16 protein-coding genes are annotated in these 15,172 nt (G+C 45.4%); 9 read left to right on the top strand and 7 right to left on the bottom strand.

What is annotated here, in order from left to right:
- Window positions 1–33: 33 nt before the first annotated feature.
- The 7 genes from ACFGVR_RS23030 to fbp all read left to right on the top strand — a co-directional run bounded on the left by ACFGVR_RS23030 (window position 34) and on the right by fbp (window position 7,190).
- Complete coding sequence (locus tag ACFGVR_RS23030; RefSeq protein WP_448700041.1) at window positions 34–624, top strand: DUF4468 domain-containing protein; 591 nt, start codon at window positions 34–36, stop codon at window positions 622–624.
- A 142-nt stretch (window positions 625–766) separates the two neighbouring features.
- Complete coding sequence (locus ACFGVR_RS23025; protein WP_448700040.1) at window positions 767–1,534, top strand: energy transducer TonB; 768 nt, start codon at window positions 767–769, stop codon at window positions 1,532–1,534.
- Window positions 1,535–2,080: 546 nt separating this feature from the next.
- Window positions 2,081–4,303, top strand: coding sequence for a phosphoribosylformylglycinamidine synthase subunit PurL (purL, locus tag ACFGVR_RS23020; RefSeq protein WP_448700039.1), 2,223 nt, complete (start codon window positions 2,081–2,083; stop codon window positions 4,301–4,303).
- Window positions 4,303–4,692: an SMU1112c/YaeR family gloxylase I-like metalloprotein gene (gene gloA2, locus ACFGVR_RS23015; RefSeq protein WP_448700038.1), complete on the top strand. Its 390-nt coding sequence runs from the start codon at window positions 4,303–4,305 to the stop codon at window positions 4,690–4,692. The genes purL and gloA2 overlap by 1 nt, the downstream gene beginning before the upstream one ends.
- A gap of 174 nt (window positions 4,693–4,866) precedes the next feature.
- Window positions 4,867–5,574, top strand: a complete 708-nt coding sequence (locus ACFGVR_RS23010) for a tRNA1(Val) (adenine(37)-N6)-methyltransferase (RefSeq protein ID WP_448700037.1) — start codon at window positions 4,867–4,869, stop codon at window positions 5,572–5,574.
- Between the two features lie 48 nt (window positions 5,575–5,622).
- Entirely contained in the window at window positions 5,623–6,117 is a 495-nt protein-coding gene (locus tag ACFGVR_RS23005; protein ID WP_448700036.1) for a metallophosphoesterase family protein, read from the top strand.
- A 23-nt stretch (window positions 6,118–6,140) separates the two neighbouring features.
- Window positions 6,141–7,190, top strand: coding sequence for a class 1 fructose-bisphosphatase (gene fbp / locus ACFGVR_RS23000; RefSeq protein WP_448700035.1), 1,050 nt, complete (start codon window positions 6,141–6,143; stop codon window positions 7,188–7,190).
- Window positions 7,191–7,364: 174 nt separating this feature from the next.
- On the opposite strand, the gene rnhA is transcribed toward fbp, so the two are convergent.
- The 4 genes from rnhA to ACFGVR_RS22980 all read right to left on the bottom strand — a co-directional run bounded on the left by rnhA (window position 7,365) and on the right by ACFGVR_RS22980 (window position 10,480).
- The gene (gene rnhA, locus ACFGVR_RS22995) at window positions 7,365–7,835 is read right to left on the bottom strand and encodes a ribonuclease HI (RefSeq protein WP_448700034.1); all 471 of its coding nucleotides are present in this window, start codon (window positions 7,833–7,835) and stop codon (window positions 7,365–7,367) included.
- A gap of 95 nt (window positions 7,836–7,930) precedes the next feature.
- Window positions 7,931–8,827, bottom strand: a complete 897-nt coding sequence (locus tag ACFGVR_RS22990) for an MBL fold metallo-hydrolase (RefSeq protein WP_448700033.1) — start codon at window positions 8,825–8,827, stop codon at window positions 7,931–7,933.
- Window positions 8,828–8,931: 104 nt separating this feature from the next.
- Window positions 8,932–9,558: a hypothetical protein gene (locus ACFGVR_RS22985; RefSeq protein WP_448700032.1), complete on the bottom strand. Its 627-nt coding sequence runs from the start codon at window positions 9,556–9,558 to the stop codon at window positions 8,932–8,934.
- Between the two features lie 214 nt (window positions 9,559–9,772).
- The gene (locus ACFGVR_RS22980) at window positions 9,773–10,480 is read right to left on the bottom strand and encodes a CoA transferase subunit A (protein WP_448700031.1); all 708 of its coding nucleotides are present in this window, start codon (window positions 10,478–10,480) and stop codon (window positions 9,773–9,775) included.
- A 123-nt stretch (window positions 10,481–10,603) separates the two neighbouring features.
- On the opposite strand from ACFGVR_RS22980, the gene ACFGVR_RS22975 reads away from it, so the two are divergent.
- Complete coding sequence (locus tag ACFGVR_RS22975; protein WP_448700030.1) at window positions 10,604–10,996, top strand: hypothetical protein; 393 nt, start codon at window positions 10,604–10,606, stop codon at window positions 10,994–10,996.
- Window positions 10,997–11,093: 97 nt separating this feature from the next.
- Here the strand turns inward: ACFGVR_RS22975 and ACFGVR_RS22970 are convergent, their stop codons facing one another.
- Together ACFGVR_RS22970 and ACFGVR_RS22965 are read right to left on the bottom strand one after the other, a co-directional pair.
- Window positions 11,094–12,164 carry an SGNH/GDSL hydrolase family protein gene (locus tag ACFGVR_RS22970; RefSeq protein ID WP_448700029.1) on the bottom strand — a complete coding sequence of 357 codons (1,071 nt, stop codon included), beginning with the start codon at window positions 12,162–12,164 and terminating at the stop codon, window positions 11,094–11,096.
- Window positions 12,165–12,775: 611 nt separating this feature from the next.
- Complete coding sequence (locus ACFGVR_RS22965) at window positions 12,776–13,228, bottom strand: hypothetical protein (RefSeq protein WP_448700028.1); 453 nt, start codon at window positions 13,226–13,228, stop codon at window positions 12,776–12,778.
- A gap of 307 nt (window positions 13,229–13,535) precedes the next feature.
- Here ACFGVR_RS22965 and ACFGVR_RS22960 point away from each other — a divergent pair, with 307 nt between their 5' ends.
- Complete coding sequence (locus ACFGVR_RS22960; RefSeq protein WP_448700027.1) at window positions 13,536–14,141, top strand: HPP family protein; 606 nt, start codon at window positions 13,536–13,538, stop codon at window positions 14,139–14,141.
- Window positions 14,142–14,211: 70 nt separating this feature from the next.
- Here the strand turns inward: ACFGVR_RS22960 and ACFGVR_RS22955 are convergent, their stop codons facing one another.
- The gene (locus ACFGVR_RS22955; RefSeq protein ID WP_448700026.1) at window positions 14,212–15,084 is read right to left on the bottom strand and encodes a COG4315 family predicted lipoprotein; all 873 of its coding nucleotides are present in this window, start codon (window positions 15,082–15,084) and stop codon (window positions 14,212–14,214) included.
- Window positions 15,085–15,172 lie beyond the last annotated feature (88 nt).

The following is a 15,172-nucleotide window of genomic DNA, read 5'->3' as shown; positions in this document are numbered from 1 at the left end:
CGGTATGCACCGGGGCGGCTTTATTGTATGAGTATGAAAAAGAGAATACTGTTTTTACTGCTTTGTATCGGATTTGCTAAACCGGCCATGGCCCAAAAGGATTCATTGGCTACAAATGAGCACGGCAAGTATATCTATTATCATGTGGTAAATCTGAATAAAGATAACGCCGATATATTGCTGGTACGCGCGCTCGATTTTTTTGACATGCCCGGCAACAAAGCCAATTTTAAAGTTACAGATAAGGATGCCAATACGCATACGATAGATGGCACCGGTTTTTTTACGGTATCGAGCTCGCTGTCGCTGGCAAAGCATGATGACGGTAAGATAACCTTTAAATTGCACATCGAAATTAAAGAGCAAAAATACCGTTACTGGCTAACCGATTTTGTTTTTATACCTTATTATAAGGATCGTTACAATAACCTGGTGCCGCAGCCTGGTGTTGAAATACCGATGGAAAACATCACTAAAAAGATCAACAACAAAGATGCCGGCCATTACCTTGATGAATGCGGAACATTTTCAATTAAGTTTGGTGCCCGGCTAAAAAAGCAAATGGAAAGCGCGCCTGTTAAAACCAGCAATGGCAAAAAAGTGATCGTTACCGAGAAGTGGTGATTTAAGTAAGAATCAGGAAGCGAGAATCAAGAGGCAAGAAAAAGCCAAAAACATTTCAATTTTACAACTTTCAAACCTTTCAACTTTATTACATAACAATTGTAAACTATATACGTATATTAGTAATATAAACCTAACTGTTATGGCCATCCATAATGTAAATATCTACGGGGACGAATGGATCGAACTTGTATTTGAAAACCGCAATAAAAGCTACGGCGCTTACGAGCTACGTAAACATTACGCATCAACAGTATTAAAGGCCCTGGCGGTAACCTTCGGATCGATTGCCGTAGTGGCTTACTGTGCTTTTTTACTGTTTAAACCGGCGCCAATTGCTGCACATCCCATAACACACGAGGTGAATACAGTTTTACAATCTGTTAATATAACCAATAGGCCCGTTGTAAGGCCTCGCCACACACATCACCATACCCGAACCGGGCAAACCTATTCAAGCGCGCCCGAGGTAGCGGTAAGGCAAACCACCACGCAGCCCTCCACAACTGTAACAACAACTGCTGCTGTGTCCCAGGCCAGTATTCCCGATGAAGCTACAAGCCACATAACCGTTGTTGAAAACAAAGAAGTTTACCCGATTAATAAAGCCGATATCAAGCCCCTGCCGGTAGGCGGTGCGCAAGGCTGGGCAAGCTACCTGCAGAAAAACCTGGTTTATCCCGAAGCCGCAAGGCACGAAAAGATATCAGGCAAGGTGGAACTAAGCTTTATTGTAGAAAAGGACGGCAGCATATCTGATATTACCATTGACCAGCCTGCAGGCCATGGTTTTGACGAAGAAGCCGTGCGGGTGCTAAAAGCATCGCCGTTATGGCAGGCAGGTATTAAAGATGGTGAACCTATCCGCATCAGGTACCGGTTGCCTATTACTTTCCAGATGGTTCATTAATTTATTAGTACTTTTTGGGATTTTGGTAAGGCTGGTAACTCTGGTAACTACTTTTATATGGGTTACCAAGATTACCAAAGTTACCAGGATTACCAGAGTATAACTCTCCACGCGTCATTGCGAAGTACGAAGCAATCCCCAACTTACAGAGTCGCTTTAAGAGTTTTGGTAAGGCTGGTAACTCTGGTAAGTGTGGTAACTACTTTTATATTGGTTACCAAGATTACCAAAGGTTAACTTCACCAACATGTCATTGCGAGGTACGAAGCAATCTCTGAGAAAAGTAGTCAGTGTGATTAGCATGTTCGCTTGTCCGCAGAGATTGCCACGCTATCGCTCGCAATGACTTAGTAGAGTAAGGTTTGGTAACCCTTGGTAACTACTTTGATATTGGTTACCAGCCTTACCAAGGTTACCAGGATTAACAGCATCCAATTTCCAAATGTTAATTAATATCTGCCTAACGTTTAAAACATTGTTACATTTTAACCCTACTTTACAACCATTTTCCTAATTTTGCGGCATCGTTAAAAAAAACCACAACCATTGGAGCAGCAGCAATTAACCACCGTAGATACCGCTAAAAATTTAGGCTTACTTCCCGAAGAATTTGACAGGATAAAAGAGATTTTGGGGCGTACCCCCAACTTTACCGAACTGTCCATCTTCTCGGTAATGTGGAGCGAGCATTGCTCGTACAAAAACTCGATAACCTGGTTAAAAACTTTACCTAAAGACGGCCCGCGCATGCTGGCCAAAGCAGGCGAAGAAAACGCCGGTTTGGTTGATCTGGGCGACGGTATTGGCTGCGCTTTTAAAATAGAGAGCCATAACCACCCATCGGCTTTAGAACCTTACCAGGGTGCCGCGACAGGCGTGGGCGGTATTAACCGCGATATATTTACGATGGGTGCAAGGCCTATCGCACAGTTAAACTCATTACGTTTTGGCGATTTAAAGCTCGATAAAACCAAATGGCTGGTTAAGGGCGTAGTAAAAGGTATCGGCGATTATGGTAATGCGTTCGGAATCCCGACCGTCGGCGGTGAGCTGTTCTTCGACGAATGTTATAATATCAACCCGCTGGTTAACGCGTTTTCGGCAGGCATCGTTAAGGCCGGCGAAACTGTTTCGGCAACATCATATGGTGTGGGCAATCCGGTATACATTGTGGGCTCGGCAACGGGTAAAGATGGGATACATGGTGCGGCTTTCGCATCAAAAAATATCACCGAAGATTCGGTGAACGATTTGCCTGCCGTACAGGTTGGCGACCCTTTCCAGGAAAAACTATTGCTGGAGGCTACCCTCGAGGTGATCAAAACCGGCGCTGTTGTAGGCATGCAGGATATGGGCGCGGCGGGTATCATTTGCTCAAACTCCGAAATGTCGGCCAAGGGCGAGCATGGTATGCGTATCGATCTGGATAAAGTACCAACCCGCCAGGCCAATATGCAGCCTTTTGAAATATTACTGTCCGAATCGCAGGAGCGGATGCTGATCGTGGTACATAAAGGCCGCGAGAAGGATGTGGAAGCCGTTTTTGATAAATGGGACCTGAACTGCGCCATTATAGGCGAGGTTACCGATACCAAACGCCTGCATTATTATATGAAAGGCGAACTGGTTGCCGATGTACCTGCTGATGACCTGGTATTAGGCGGCGGTGCACCTGTTTACAAACGCGATTATAAAGAGCCTGCTTACTTTGCAAAAAATCAGGCGTTTAAAATAGATGATGTTAAACAGCCGGAAGATCTGAAAGCTGTTGCCGATCATTTGGTAGCACATCCGAATATCGCATCGAAACGCTGGGTAACAAACCAGTACGATAGCATGGTAGGTGTATCCACCATGACCACCAACCGCCCTTGCGATGCTGCAGTAGTAGCTGTAAAAGGCACGGATAAAGCCATCGTGATCACCGTTGATTGTAACTCGCGCTACGTATATGCCGATCCGCAAAAAGGTACCGCTATTGCCGTTGCCGAAGCTGCGCGTAACATTACCTGCGCAGGTGGCGAGCCGGTAGCTATAACCAATTGTTTAAACTTTGGTAACCCTTACGTGCCCGAAGTTTACTGGCAGTTTGTAGGCGCCATCAAAGGCATGGGCGAAGCTTGTACTAAATTTGAAACCCCGGTAACCGGTGGTAACGTGAGCTTTTATAACCAGTCGACCGACGACGGCCCGGTATTCCCGACACCAACCATCGGTATGTTAGGTGTGATGGACGACATCGGCAATATCATGACTGCCGACTTTAAACAGGCCGGCGACCTGATTTACCTGGTGGGCGAATCGCAAAATGATATCGCATCGAGCCAATACCTGGCATCGTACCATAAAGTGCTGGCGGCACCTGCCCCGTATTTCGATCTGGATAAAGAGTATGCTACGCACCAGGTTATTAAACAACTCATCAAACAGAAACTCATTCAATCTGCACATGATGTTGCCGATGGTGGTTTATATATCGCATTATTAGAATCGGCCATGCCAAACGGTTTAGGCTTTACTGTTGATACAGATGAAGCTATCCGTAAAGATGCTTTCCTTTTCGGGGAAGCGCAGGGCAGGGTAGTGGTATCGGTTAAACCGGAACAGCAGGAAGCCTTTATTGAACTGCTTTCGACATCGGAAATTGACTTTAGTCTGCTGGGTACCGTAAACAACGGCGATCTGTTGGTTGACGGCGAGTCATTCGGTAGTACAGCCGCAGCTAAAAACGTTTACGATAACGTATTGCATAATATTTTAGGAGATTAATGCTCAAAATAAATCAGGTACACCATATCGCCATTATCTGTTCGGATTATCAAAGGTCGAAACAGTTTTATACGGAGGTGTTGGGGTTTACCATTGTACGCGAGGTGTACCGCAAGGAGCGAGATTCGTACAAGCTCGATCTGGAAGTTAACGGACTTTATCAAATAGAACTGTTCTCGTTCCCCAATCCTCCCGCAAGGCAAACCCGACCCGAAGCAACGGGTTTACGTCATTTGGCATTTGAGGTTGATGACCTTGACGCTGCAGTTAAGCATATAGCAGAGCATAACATCGTTGCCGAGCCTATCCGCATAGACGAATTTACCGGTAAACGCTTTACATTTTTTGCAGATCCGGATGGTTTGCCGGTGGAGTTTTACGAAAAATAAGCCTATTATTGCGTGGCTGTCATCCTGAGCTTGTCGAAGGATAGCGGGTGAGGCCAGTCCTACTATGGTTCGACTGCTGACCTTGATCCATGATACTTAGGACGAATACCGCACGATGAGCTCAGCATGTGGGGTGCTGAAACAAGTTCAGCATGACATTGGTTTATATTTTTTATGCTATTCCAATTCAAACAATTCACCGTCGACCAAAGCGGCTGCGCCATGAAGATCAATACTGATGGCGTGCTATTGGGCGCTTTTGTTGATACCGAACAGCCGGACAGCATATTGGATATCGGCACCGGCACCGGCGTTATTGCATTAATGCTGGCACAGCAGTTTGCCGAAGCTCATATTGATGCGATAGAACTCGATTCGTCTGCATCGGCTACAGCCGCAAGGAACTTTGAAAACTCCCCGTTTAAAAATAAGCCACAGCTGTACAATGGTAGCTTTCAACAATATTTTGAAGCGTATCCCGATAGCAAGTACGATCTGATCGTATCCAACCCGCCGTTCTATATCAACTCACTCGAAGCATCGGCCAAACAAATGAACCTGGCTAAGCACGCCGGTGCTGGTTTTTTTGAAGATCTCATCAAAAACGTTGCCCAACACCTAACCGATACCGGCCAATGCTGGCTGATATTACCATTGCCAACAGCCGCGCTGGTTAAGGATCTGTTACAGCAATATGGCTTAAATCTGCAAAAAGTCATCTCTATCCACTCTTTTGCCGATGTGGAAGCTCACCGCGAAATATTGATCTTATCGCCACTGCAAACAAAAAAAGCCGGCGAACGGTTTATTATTTACAAGGATATCAAAGTTTACAGCGAAGAATATCGGGAACGTTTGCGTGGATTTTTTACCATATTTTAAATCTAAAGCCCATATTAAAGGTTGATAACAGGTATCTTACACCTGATTATGACACGGATTGGTTTACTATCTGATACGCACAGCTATCTTGACGATGCTGTTTTTAAGCATTTTAAAGATGTGGATGAGATATGGCACGCAGGCGACTTTGGCACTATTGAACTTGCAGACCAGCTCGCGGCCTTTAAACCGCTGCGTGGCGTGTACGGTAATATTGATGGCGCGGATATCCGGTTGCAATACCCGGAAAACCTGCGTTTCAACTGCGAGAAGGTAGATGTTTGGATGACGCATATTGGCGGTTACCCGGATAAATACAGTCCGCAGGTAAAGCGTACTATTTACACTAAGCCCCCTAATTTATTTATCACGGGGCACTCGCATATCCTGAAGGTGATGTTTGATAAAAAGATCAATTGTTTGCACATAAACCCCGGTGCAGCCGGTAAACAAGGATGGCACAGGATGCAAACATTGGTTCGGTTTTGTATTTCCGAAGAAAAAATTCATACCTTAGAGGTGATCGAACTGGTTAAAACATAACGTATAAAATACACTAAGTATATATGACAGCAATTACTACTTTAGGACAATTCATCATTGAGAAACAAGCCGACTTTCCGTATGCCAAGGGAGAGTTGTCGCGATTGCTGCGGGATATAGGGATTGCCGCTAAAATAGTGAACCGCGAAGTTAACAAGGCCGGCCTGATGGATATTTTGGGCGATGCAGGCAGCACCAATGTGCAGGGCGAATCGCAAAAAAAGCTCGATGTATTTGCCAACGACCAGTTTATATCGGCCCTGCGCAGCGGCGGCGAATGCTGCATCGTGGTATCTGAAGAGAACGACGAGTACCTGTACATCGATTCGGAAATTTCAAAGAACGCTAAATATATCGTAGCGATGGATCCGCTCGACGGTTCATCAAATATTGATGTGAACGTAAGCGTGGGTACTATTTTCTCCATCTTCCGCCGCAAATCAACCGAAGGCAAAGCCACTTTAGAGGACGTTTTGCAAAAAGGCGTCGATCAGGTAGCAGCCGGTTATATCATCTATGGCTCGTCAACCATGCTGGTGTATACTACCGGTAAAGGCGTTAACGGCTTTACCCTGGATCCATCGATAGGCGAGTTTTGCTTATCGCACCCCAACATGACCATTCCTAAAGACGGACATATTTACTCGATAAACGAAGGCTACTATACCCACTTCCCGGATGGAGTAAAAAAATATATCAAATACTGCCAGGTTGAAGACGAAGCGACCAACCGCCCGTATACATCCCGCTATACCGGCTCAATGGTTGCCGATCTGCATCGTAACATGATCAAAGGCGGTATATTTATTTACCCTATTACAGCCCAGGCACCTAACGGTAAGCTGCGTTTGGTTTATGAATGTAATCCCATGGCCTTTATTATTGAGCAGGCAGGTGGTTTTGCATCAAACGGTTACCAGCGTATCCTCACATTAGATGTAACCGAACTGCACCAGCGCTCGGCTATCTTCATAGGTTCGTGCAACATGGTTAAGCGCGCCGAAGAAATGATGGCCTGCTTTTCGCCACAGATCACTAAAACCTCGTTTGAAGGAGTGACGCAGGTACAGTAGGAGGAATTTCGAATTTCGAATTTTCAATTTCGGATTTTTGCCTTATGTCATTGCGAGGAAGAGCGCGTTGAAAACAGCGATGAACGTGGCAATCCCTGAGAAAAGTCGGCGACATGTCCTTAGAGATTGCCACGCTATCGCTCGCAATGACATAGTGTTTTTGACTGATTTCATTTACAGCAGTCCACCTTTTGCGCTTTCCGCTTCAAAAACCGAATCGATCAGCAGCTTAGGCTGTTTACCCGCTGCTACAGCCAATACATCACAACGCTCGTTTTCGGGATGACCGTTATGCCCGCGTACCCAGGTAAATTTGATGTTATGAAGTTTGGCTAATTCAAGGTAACGCAGCCAAAGGTCTTTGTTCTTTTTATCCTTAAAGCCCTTAGCCAGCCAGCCATTTACCCAGCGCTTTTCGATAGCATCTATTACGTATTTGGAGTCGGAGTAGATCATTACCTGCTGGCCGGGGCTTTTCAGGGCTTCCAAAGCCTTAATTACCGCCAACAACTCCATACGGTTATTGGTGGTTTTACGAAACCCTTCCGAAAGTTCTTTATAATGCTGCCCCGAACGGAGTATCACACCATAACCACCCGGTCCGGGGTTGCCACTTGATGCACCGTCTGTAAAAATTTCTATCATTTAGCCCCCTAACCCCCTGAAGGGGGAATGTTATTTTGAGCACAAAGCTAATATTTTTTAGGACTAATAGCTCCCCTTTAGGGGGCTGGGGGGCTCTACCCCGCACTTATCTCATCATAAGCTGCGCCCAAACTGGCTTTAATGCCTTGTCCCTGCCAATCATCCACACCAGGGATAGCAGTTATGGTCAGCACCTCATCCTTGGTTTTACCGGCTTTGATTTGGGTGGTTACCAGGTCAACCAACCTATCCATATAGTTTTGCATGGCTTTGATGTCGTCCATATTGCCGGTTACCTTTTCGGGATCGAAGGCATGGCCGAATACAAACTGGGTATCCTTATTAAACTGTTTTTGCGCCTGCTGTAAGGCTACCGACCAATGCCTGATCGACGCGCCCGCCTTCGGATCAACCACAGGGTAACGGCGGTTAAACACCAGGTCGCCGGTATGCACAATGTTGGCATTTTCAAAATGGATCATCGCATCGCCGTTGGTATGGCCGGGACCAAAGTAATGTGCCTTGATGCTCTCATCGCCCACCTTGATCTTCCAGGTATCGGTAAAAGTAGTATCAGGGTACAATTGCTGATCTTCTTTATGCTGTGCAACGGCCACATTAGTTTGGTTAATGAGCGAATTTTTATGCGCGGCTACATTTTTTACAATGCCTTTAAACGAGATATTACCGCTCGTATGGTCGCCATGGTGATGGGTATTGATGAGCCATTGGAACGGCTTATCGCTGCGGGTCTTCAGTTCGGTTATCAGGTGCGTGGCCTGTTCCGGGAATTCGGCATCCACCACCACAATGCCTTCTTTATTGATCATCCAGGCAATGGTGCCACCCTTTTCTGTAAAAATACCAACGTTATTGCGCAGGGTTTTTATTTTGTAAGCCGGATCCTGCATCAAAGCAAAACTTTTATTGCGTAACAAAGCAAGTGAAGCTACCGATAAGCCGGCGCTGTATAAAAACTGACTACGTTTCATAAGGTTTATAATTTAGCATCAAGGTACGCAAATAATACCTATACAAACAACAAAGGGTTGCTTGTTTATGGCAACCCTTTTGTAATAAATACGCTACGTATTAACTATAGGTTAGGCGCTCTGCGATCACCGGCTACACCCGGTTCATGGTCAACCATACGTTCGGTGGTCCGGGTGTGCTCAACACCAACGTTTGTAGGATCCAGGTCGGTAAGTGTAGCATCGCGGTGATGTTCCGGCTGTGGCGGCGTTACCTCTTTGGTATGCTCGTAGTCAGCCTCATTGTTTTCACCATGCTCTACACCACCTTGATTTGGCTGTTCAACCTCGCCGTTACCAATTTCGTGTTCCTCCGGCATTTCGTCCGGGTCCGGACTGCCCTCGTTCTTAATGGTCTGGGCTAAACTGCCAAACTGATCCTTTTTAACACGGTGCTTATCGGCATTTATTTCATCATCATCGTCCAGGTCGGCCCTGTCCAGGTCATCGCCAACATTTCCGGCATCCCATTCGTCGCGGTTCTCTACATCCAAATCGCGGCCCGTAATGTCGTTATCGCGCAAATTGGCGTCGTCTTCATCGGCATTACTTCCCGGCAGTTTCGAGTCGGCCACGCGATCGCTTGTTATTGCATCGTCGTCGCGAATATCCTCGTCGCGGTGACGCCTCAATACATCATTATTCAATTGCCCATCCTCGTTTTTCCAGGATACTTCTTTTATATTTTCCATGATCGTAATTTTTAATTAATGGCTATATAGAGTAAACAAACTATTTCGTCAATGTTTTTAAATATTTCGAATTAAGAAAATTTTTAAGGATAAAAGTTAAAGGCTGAGTGGTTAAAGGTTTTAGTTGTATAATCATCGGTTTACCTTTTGCGTTTTTCCCCTTGATCCTGCACCTCTCTTACATCGTTGATTATACCTTTCGCCTTTTTTCCTTTCATCCTTTCGCCTCTCTTGCACGTACCGTGCGCTGCTCAATGCGCTTCTCGTAGTTTTCGCCTTTAAAAATGCGGTGCACATAAATGCCCGGGGTGTGTATCTGGTCGGGGTCAAGCTCGCCGGGTTCAACCAGTTCTTCAACCTCGGCAATGGTAATTTTACCGGCCATAGCCATCACGGGGTTAAAGTTGCGTGCTGTTGAGCGGTATATCAGGTTACCCATGGTATCACCTTTCCAGGCTTTTACAATGGCAAAATCGGCATCAAAAGCCATCTCCATCAAATAATCTTTACCGTTAAAGTTGCGTACCTCTTTACCAATGGCAACTTCGGTACCAATACCGGCCGGGGTAAATATGGCGGGCATACCATAACCGGCAGCCATGCATCGGGTAGCCAGTGTACCTTGCGGGATGAGCTCCACATCCAGTTCACCGCTCAAAAGCTGGCGCTCAAATTCGGCGTTTTCACCCACGTAGCTCGAGATCATTTTTTTTACCTGCCGGTTATTCAGCATCAGGCCAATGCCAAAATCATCAAGTCCGGCGTTGTTTGATATGCAGGTTAAATTTTTAACACCTTTTTTTACCAGTGCGGCTATACATTTTTCGGGCAGGCCACACATGCCAAAGCCGCCTATCATCAGCGTCATGCCATCGGTAATATCTTTTATGGCTTCATCGGCACCGGCAACAACTTTATTCATAACTTTATAATTGGTACTGCTAAATTATAACTTATCTGCAATGGATAGCCTAAATTTCATTGCGGTTAAAACAATTAATTTTTTTAACTATTATTCTATATAGTGTTTAAAACATTTAAAGTTATGGAACCAGATGACCTGCACAACCAGCCTAAACCCGAAGCACACCGTGTGGATGACGATAAAAACCCCGGCGAAAAGAGCCTGAAGCGTTCTTTTAACTTTGGTGCACATACCGAGCCTGTTAAAGAGGGTAAGGCTATGGGTGGCCATAAGTTTGGCGAAGAGGTTCATCCGCCTACAGGCGACGATAAAAACAACCCATCGCAAAACGCCGGTTATACCAATGCCTACCTGGCCAAAACCGAGCCATCGGAAGAATATACCGATTATAACAACTTTAAAGCTCCCGGCCAGGAGGGCGAACCCAACTACCAGCAGGTGTCACCTTTAGACGCCAAGGATAACTTTAGCGACCATCACGACCATGCCGGCCCCGGCGACGTGGCCGAGTAAAGAGAATTTCGGATTTCGAATTTTCGATTTCGGATTTGAAGTGTTTTTGTAACTCAAAAAGTCCGAAATCGAACATCCGACATCCGAAATCAAAAAACTACCATTTAATATTGGCATCAATAAACCTGATCAGGTCATCGGCCATAGCCTGGTGTTCTTTAATGGTAGGGTGCCCGGGCGTGTTTTTGTAGGTAAACATATGCACAAAAACCATTTTATCATTCAGCTGGTCAACCGCACTTTGGATATATCCCGGCCAGGGCGAACCATCTCTGCTGGCATCCATATTACCCAACGCGCATATAATTTGAGCGGCCGGGTTTTTGGCCCTGATGCTTTTTAGTAACTCTTTATAAGCGTTGATAATGTACGGAGCCTCCGGCGGCCCGTTCGGAAACTTGGCTATAAACTCCGGCCGGGTAGGCTGGCGCATCAGCGAGGCATCGTTCTGGAAAAGGTTGATCACGATCACCTCGGGCGTGTACTTTTTAAAATCCCATTTACTGTTAGGGTCCATCGGGTTAAGGCGGTCAAATATCTGGCCCATGTTCTCATTATAATAGCCAAACATTACCCCGATGCCGCTTTTGGCGATGAACGAATATTGCGCGTTAAAATGCCTGGCCACCAACGCACCGTAGCTGATGTAGTTGTTTTTATAACGGCCCAGATACGAGTCGGCCCCCGAAAAATCTTCCACAGCATAGCCTGCCGTTATTGAGTTACCGTAAAACTCAATGGTGCGGTTTTTTTGCGGCGATGCGGTTAGTATCTCACCTTTGCCATCCAGCTGAAAATTGTAAAATATGCTGTAGCCATCGCTAAACTCGGTACGCTTGTACAGCAGCAGGGTATGGTTGCCATCGGGCAGGTTGCTTGCCAGGGTATACAGGCGTTTGGCCGTATCGGGATGCAGTACGGTTATTTTACCGTCGATAATAATGTTGAAGTAATTTTCGCCGCGTTCATCCTTCAATAAAGCCTTTACGGTACTGCCGGTAAAGTTGATCTCCATCGACGTGCCCGACCAGTACAACTGCGCCGCCCCATCCTTACGCCCAATACGCCCCTGGTAACGGATGTGCGGGTCCTGGTTATCTACAATTTTTTGTGCGCTTGCGCTGATGGCAAACAATAGTAAAAGTATGGTGAGTTTTAAGAAACGCATGTTGTGGTATTATGCTCCTAATATAGGTATAATGTGTAATTCTGGTTGTTGGAATGTTGAAAGGTTTTAAAGTTTGAATGTTTTATAGCTATGATCTCTTACTAAACACACATGGGTGTTTTCTATCTTGATTCCTGATTCTTGTCTCTTGAATCTTTTCAAGGGGGGTATTTGTCGGTATTTTTTACTTCTTTTTATGTAAAATCCTTATTTAAGTAATTCAAAAGGCCTTTTTGCTGTTTTGCATCCCCAAAAGAAGGTGGGTATTGGTGGGTTTCAGGTGGGTACGATGTAGGTATACCCACCTGCTTAACAAGTCAGGTATCTGCTAAACAAAAGGCCTCGCGCCAAGCATACAATATACTGATTTTTTGGTAAAATGCCAAGAAAAACGGCTATTAACTTTCCTGTTCTTTAGCTTAAGGTGGTGTTATCGCCACAGGTGTCAGGAAGATAAAAAAGCGGAGGCATCGTGCGATTCCCCTCTTGAGAGGGGCGGAGGGGTGTGTCCTTTTATACTCGCGTTAGTCCGGATTTGCAATTCACTAATAAACAAAAACCGCCTCATAAGTATATCATGAGGCGGTTTGCAGATCTGTTGTAACCGTTAATTATCCGGCAAACAGGTATATATTAAGCCCGATGTTGTTGGGATTAATGTAATCAAGATCGTTGGTAGCGTATACAGTTGACGTTAAGGTATAATCAGTGCCGCCGTCCATGGTCCTGCTGTTACTTTCATCATTAATATACCAGTCAAACGGATAAGAATACACCTGGCTATTATAATAATTAACCGTTACAGTATAAGTACCGGGGCTAACAGAGCCCAAATGATAGCCATCATCGTACAGGTTATACCAGCTGGTATAAAAAGTATAATCTTCGGATGTAGTGTTGTTGTGCAGCGTAACGGTCCAACTGGTTGAGGTTTCCCAGTAGGCAATATTATTGGACCACGACTTTAAAACAACATGTACCGTATTATCGGCCCGGGCTTTATTAAAGCCAAACAACAAAGCGGCAAATACCATTGCCAGCAGTAATAATTTTGTCTTTTTCATACAGGTTTTTTAATGGTTTATATATCAAATATACCCGGATATAAAGTGTGTATACTGTAATGGGTTTGCATATCAGTGTATTATTTTATCTAACTATATCAAAATATATAGGATAGTAAGTATTGGTAATATGTAAACCGTTAGTCCGGATTTACTGTTAGCTTGTGGTCGGTGTTATCACCGCACCACTTAGAACGTGAAGGTGCGGTGATAACACCGACCTTAGGCTGAGTACTGATTTGCGGTCCGCTTAAATGCACTCATCAACTGTAATTTTCAAAACCATATCACTAATTTCGCGGCAATTATGAGGCGAAAGATCAAACGCCATGTCAGGCGGGCAAAATATATCATTTACGAAGAAACACTGATCGATTTTAAAGAGCACCTGTGGACATTTATCGGGTCATTTTTAGGTATTGGTATCCTTGGTTTTATTAACAGCAGGTATTTGGATGTTTACGATAATATGTTTCTCATCGGCTCATTCGGCGCGTCGTCGGTGCTCATTTACGGAGCCATCAACAGTCCGCTGGCACAGCCCCGTAATTTAATTGGCGGCCATGTAATAGGTGCCCTTATTGGCGTAACCATGCATAAGCTGATACCCGGAGAGGTATGGTTAAGTTCGGCGCTCTCGGTTTCGCTGGCCATTGTAGCCATGCAGATCACCAAAACATTGCATCCGCCCGCAGGCGCAACCGCGCTCATAGCCAATATTGGTTCGGTAAAAATACAGGCACTGGGATTTTTTTATGTACTGAGTCCGGTACTTTCGGGGGTATTGATCTTATTGTTCATCGCGTTGATCTGTAATAATGCTACCTCGCACCGCAGCTATCCCAAAAATAAAAACTGGTATAAAGTGTGGGAGCGCAAGTACCGGCATCACCGCTTACGCAGACCCATGTAGCTGCATAAAAAAACGGACAAAAGCCATCAAAGCCTCTGCCCGTTTTTGGGGTTATTATACAAGGTGGTTTTTATTGTAATGGAGTAGTAGCTGCATTTGCAACCCGCCATATAGCTGCACCCGGTGTAGGGTAGCTAATGCCTTTGGTATTGCCTTTGGTTAAGTTGTCCGGTCCAAAATAGTACAGCGGGCGGCCTTTATAGGTTAATTGCTGGCCTCCGGTTACGGTTGCAATCGCACCAAACTGGGCTTTATCAAACCCGGTTGGGATATCGTCAACCCCGGTAGTTGGTACAACCGGCCAGGTACCATTATGCTGAGCGTCGGTATTGGTAAAGTGGTTTTGATTAAAGGTATCGTTAGTATTAATGTACAGTGTACGGCCCTTACTATCGGTTAAGTACTGCGATGGACCGGTGCCTGCAACACCCAGGCTTGAGTAGAATACTCCTTCCAAACTAACAAGTTGAGCATTGGCAAACATTACGGTATAACCGGCCTTGGCTACAACCCAAACACCGCCGCCTGCACCATCGCCTTTTACGTCGCCTGCAGCAGCATCGGTTGCGTTATAGTATAAGGGCCAGCCTTTATAGGTGGTTTGCATGTTTCCGTCAGCGCGGGTAATCACACCAAAATCGGCAGCCAGTAATCCTGTACCCATAGTAGGGTTGGCCTGGTAAAACGGCAGCCAGGTTACCAGGCAGGTGCCCGAGCACGACGAGCCTGTTGCAGCGGCATCTTTAGAAAAAAAGTAAAGCGCACGGCCTGCATTGTCGGTAATGATGTTTCCCAAAGCGGAGTTATAGGTTATCTGCACCCCGGTTACCACAACCGGCGCCGGAGCAGTATCAGGGTTTGAACTCTTTTTGCAAGAAGTGCTTAACAGCGCAAAGGCCATAGAAGCGGCTACCATCAAATAGCTGAATTTTTTTGTTTTCATTTTCATGGAATTATGTTTTTACTGGTTTTGTATGCGCATTACAAACCCGATGCCTGATTAGTTGCCTTGTGTTTCAAATAATTATGAT

It is taken from the genome of Mucilaginibacter aureus (assembly GCF_053514885.1).
This window is presented reverse-complemented; position numbering and strand designations above follow the sequence as displayed.

Excerpts from the sequence above, each read along its gene's own strand:
- ACFGVR_RS23030 (WP_448700041.1), top strand. The coding sequence starts at position 34 with ATGAAAAAGAGAATACTGTTTTTACTGCTTTGTATCGGATTTGCTAAA.
- ACFGVR_RS23025 (WP_448700040.1), top strand. The coding sequence starts at position 767 with ATGGCCATCCATAATGTAAATATCTACGGGGACGAATGGATCGAACTT.
- gloA2 (WP_448700038.1), top strand. The coding sequence starts at position 4,303 with ATGCTCAAAATAAATCAGGTACACCATATCGCCATTATCTGTTCGGAT.
- ACFGVR_RS23010 (WP_448700037.1), top strand. The coding sequence starts at position 4,867 with ATGCTATTCCAATTCAAACAATTCACCGTCGACCAAAGCGGCTGCGCC.
- ACFGVR_RS23005 (WP_448700036.1), top strand. The coding sequence starts at position 5,623 with ATGACACGGATTGGTTTACTATCTGATACGCACAGCTATCTTGACGAT.
- fbp (WP_448700035.1), top strand. The coding sequence starts at position 6,141 with ATGACAGCAATTACTACTTTAGGACAATTCATCATTGAGAAACAAGCC.
- rnhA (WP_448700034.1), bottom strand. The coding sequence starts at position 7,835 with ATGATAGAAATTTTTACAGACGGTGCATCAAGTGGCAACCCCGGACCG.
- ACFGVR_RS22990 (WP_448700033.1), bottom strand. The coding sequence starts at position 8,827 with ATGAAACGTAGTCAGTTTTTATACAGCGCCGGCTTATCGGTAGCTTCA.
- ACFGVR_RS22985 (WP_448700032.1), bottom strand. The coding sequence starts at position 9,558 with ATGGAAAATATAAAAGAAGTATCCTGGAAAAACGAGGATGGGCAATTG.
- ACFGVR_RS22980 (WP_448700031.1), bottom strand. The coding sequence starts at position 10,480 with ATGAATAAAGTTGTTGCCGGTGCCGATGAAGCCATAAAAGATATTACC.
- ACFGVR_RS22975 (WP_448700030.1), top strand. The coding sequence starts at position 10,604 with ATGGAACCAGATGACCTGCACAACCAGCCTAAACCCGAAGCACACCGT.
- ACFGVR_RS22970 (WP_448700029.1), bottom strand. The coding sequence starts at position 12,164 with ATGCGTTTCTTAAAACTCACCATACTTTTACTATTGTTTGCCATCAGC.
- ACFGVR_RS22965 (WP_448700028.1), bottom strand. The coding sequence starts at position 13,228 with ATGAAAAAGACAAAATTATTACTGCTGGCAATGGTATTTGCCGCTTTG.
- ACFGVR_RS22960 (WP_448700027.1), top strand. The coding sequence starts at position 13,536 with ATGAGGCGAAAGATCAAACGCCATGTCAGGCGGGCAAAATATATCATT.
- ACFGVR_RS22955 (WP_448700026.1), bottom strand. The coding sequence starts at position 15,084 with ATGAAAACAAAAAAATTCAGCTATTTGATGGTAGCCGCTTCTATGGCC.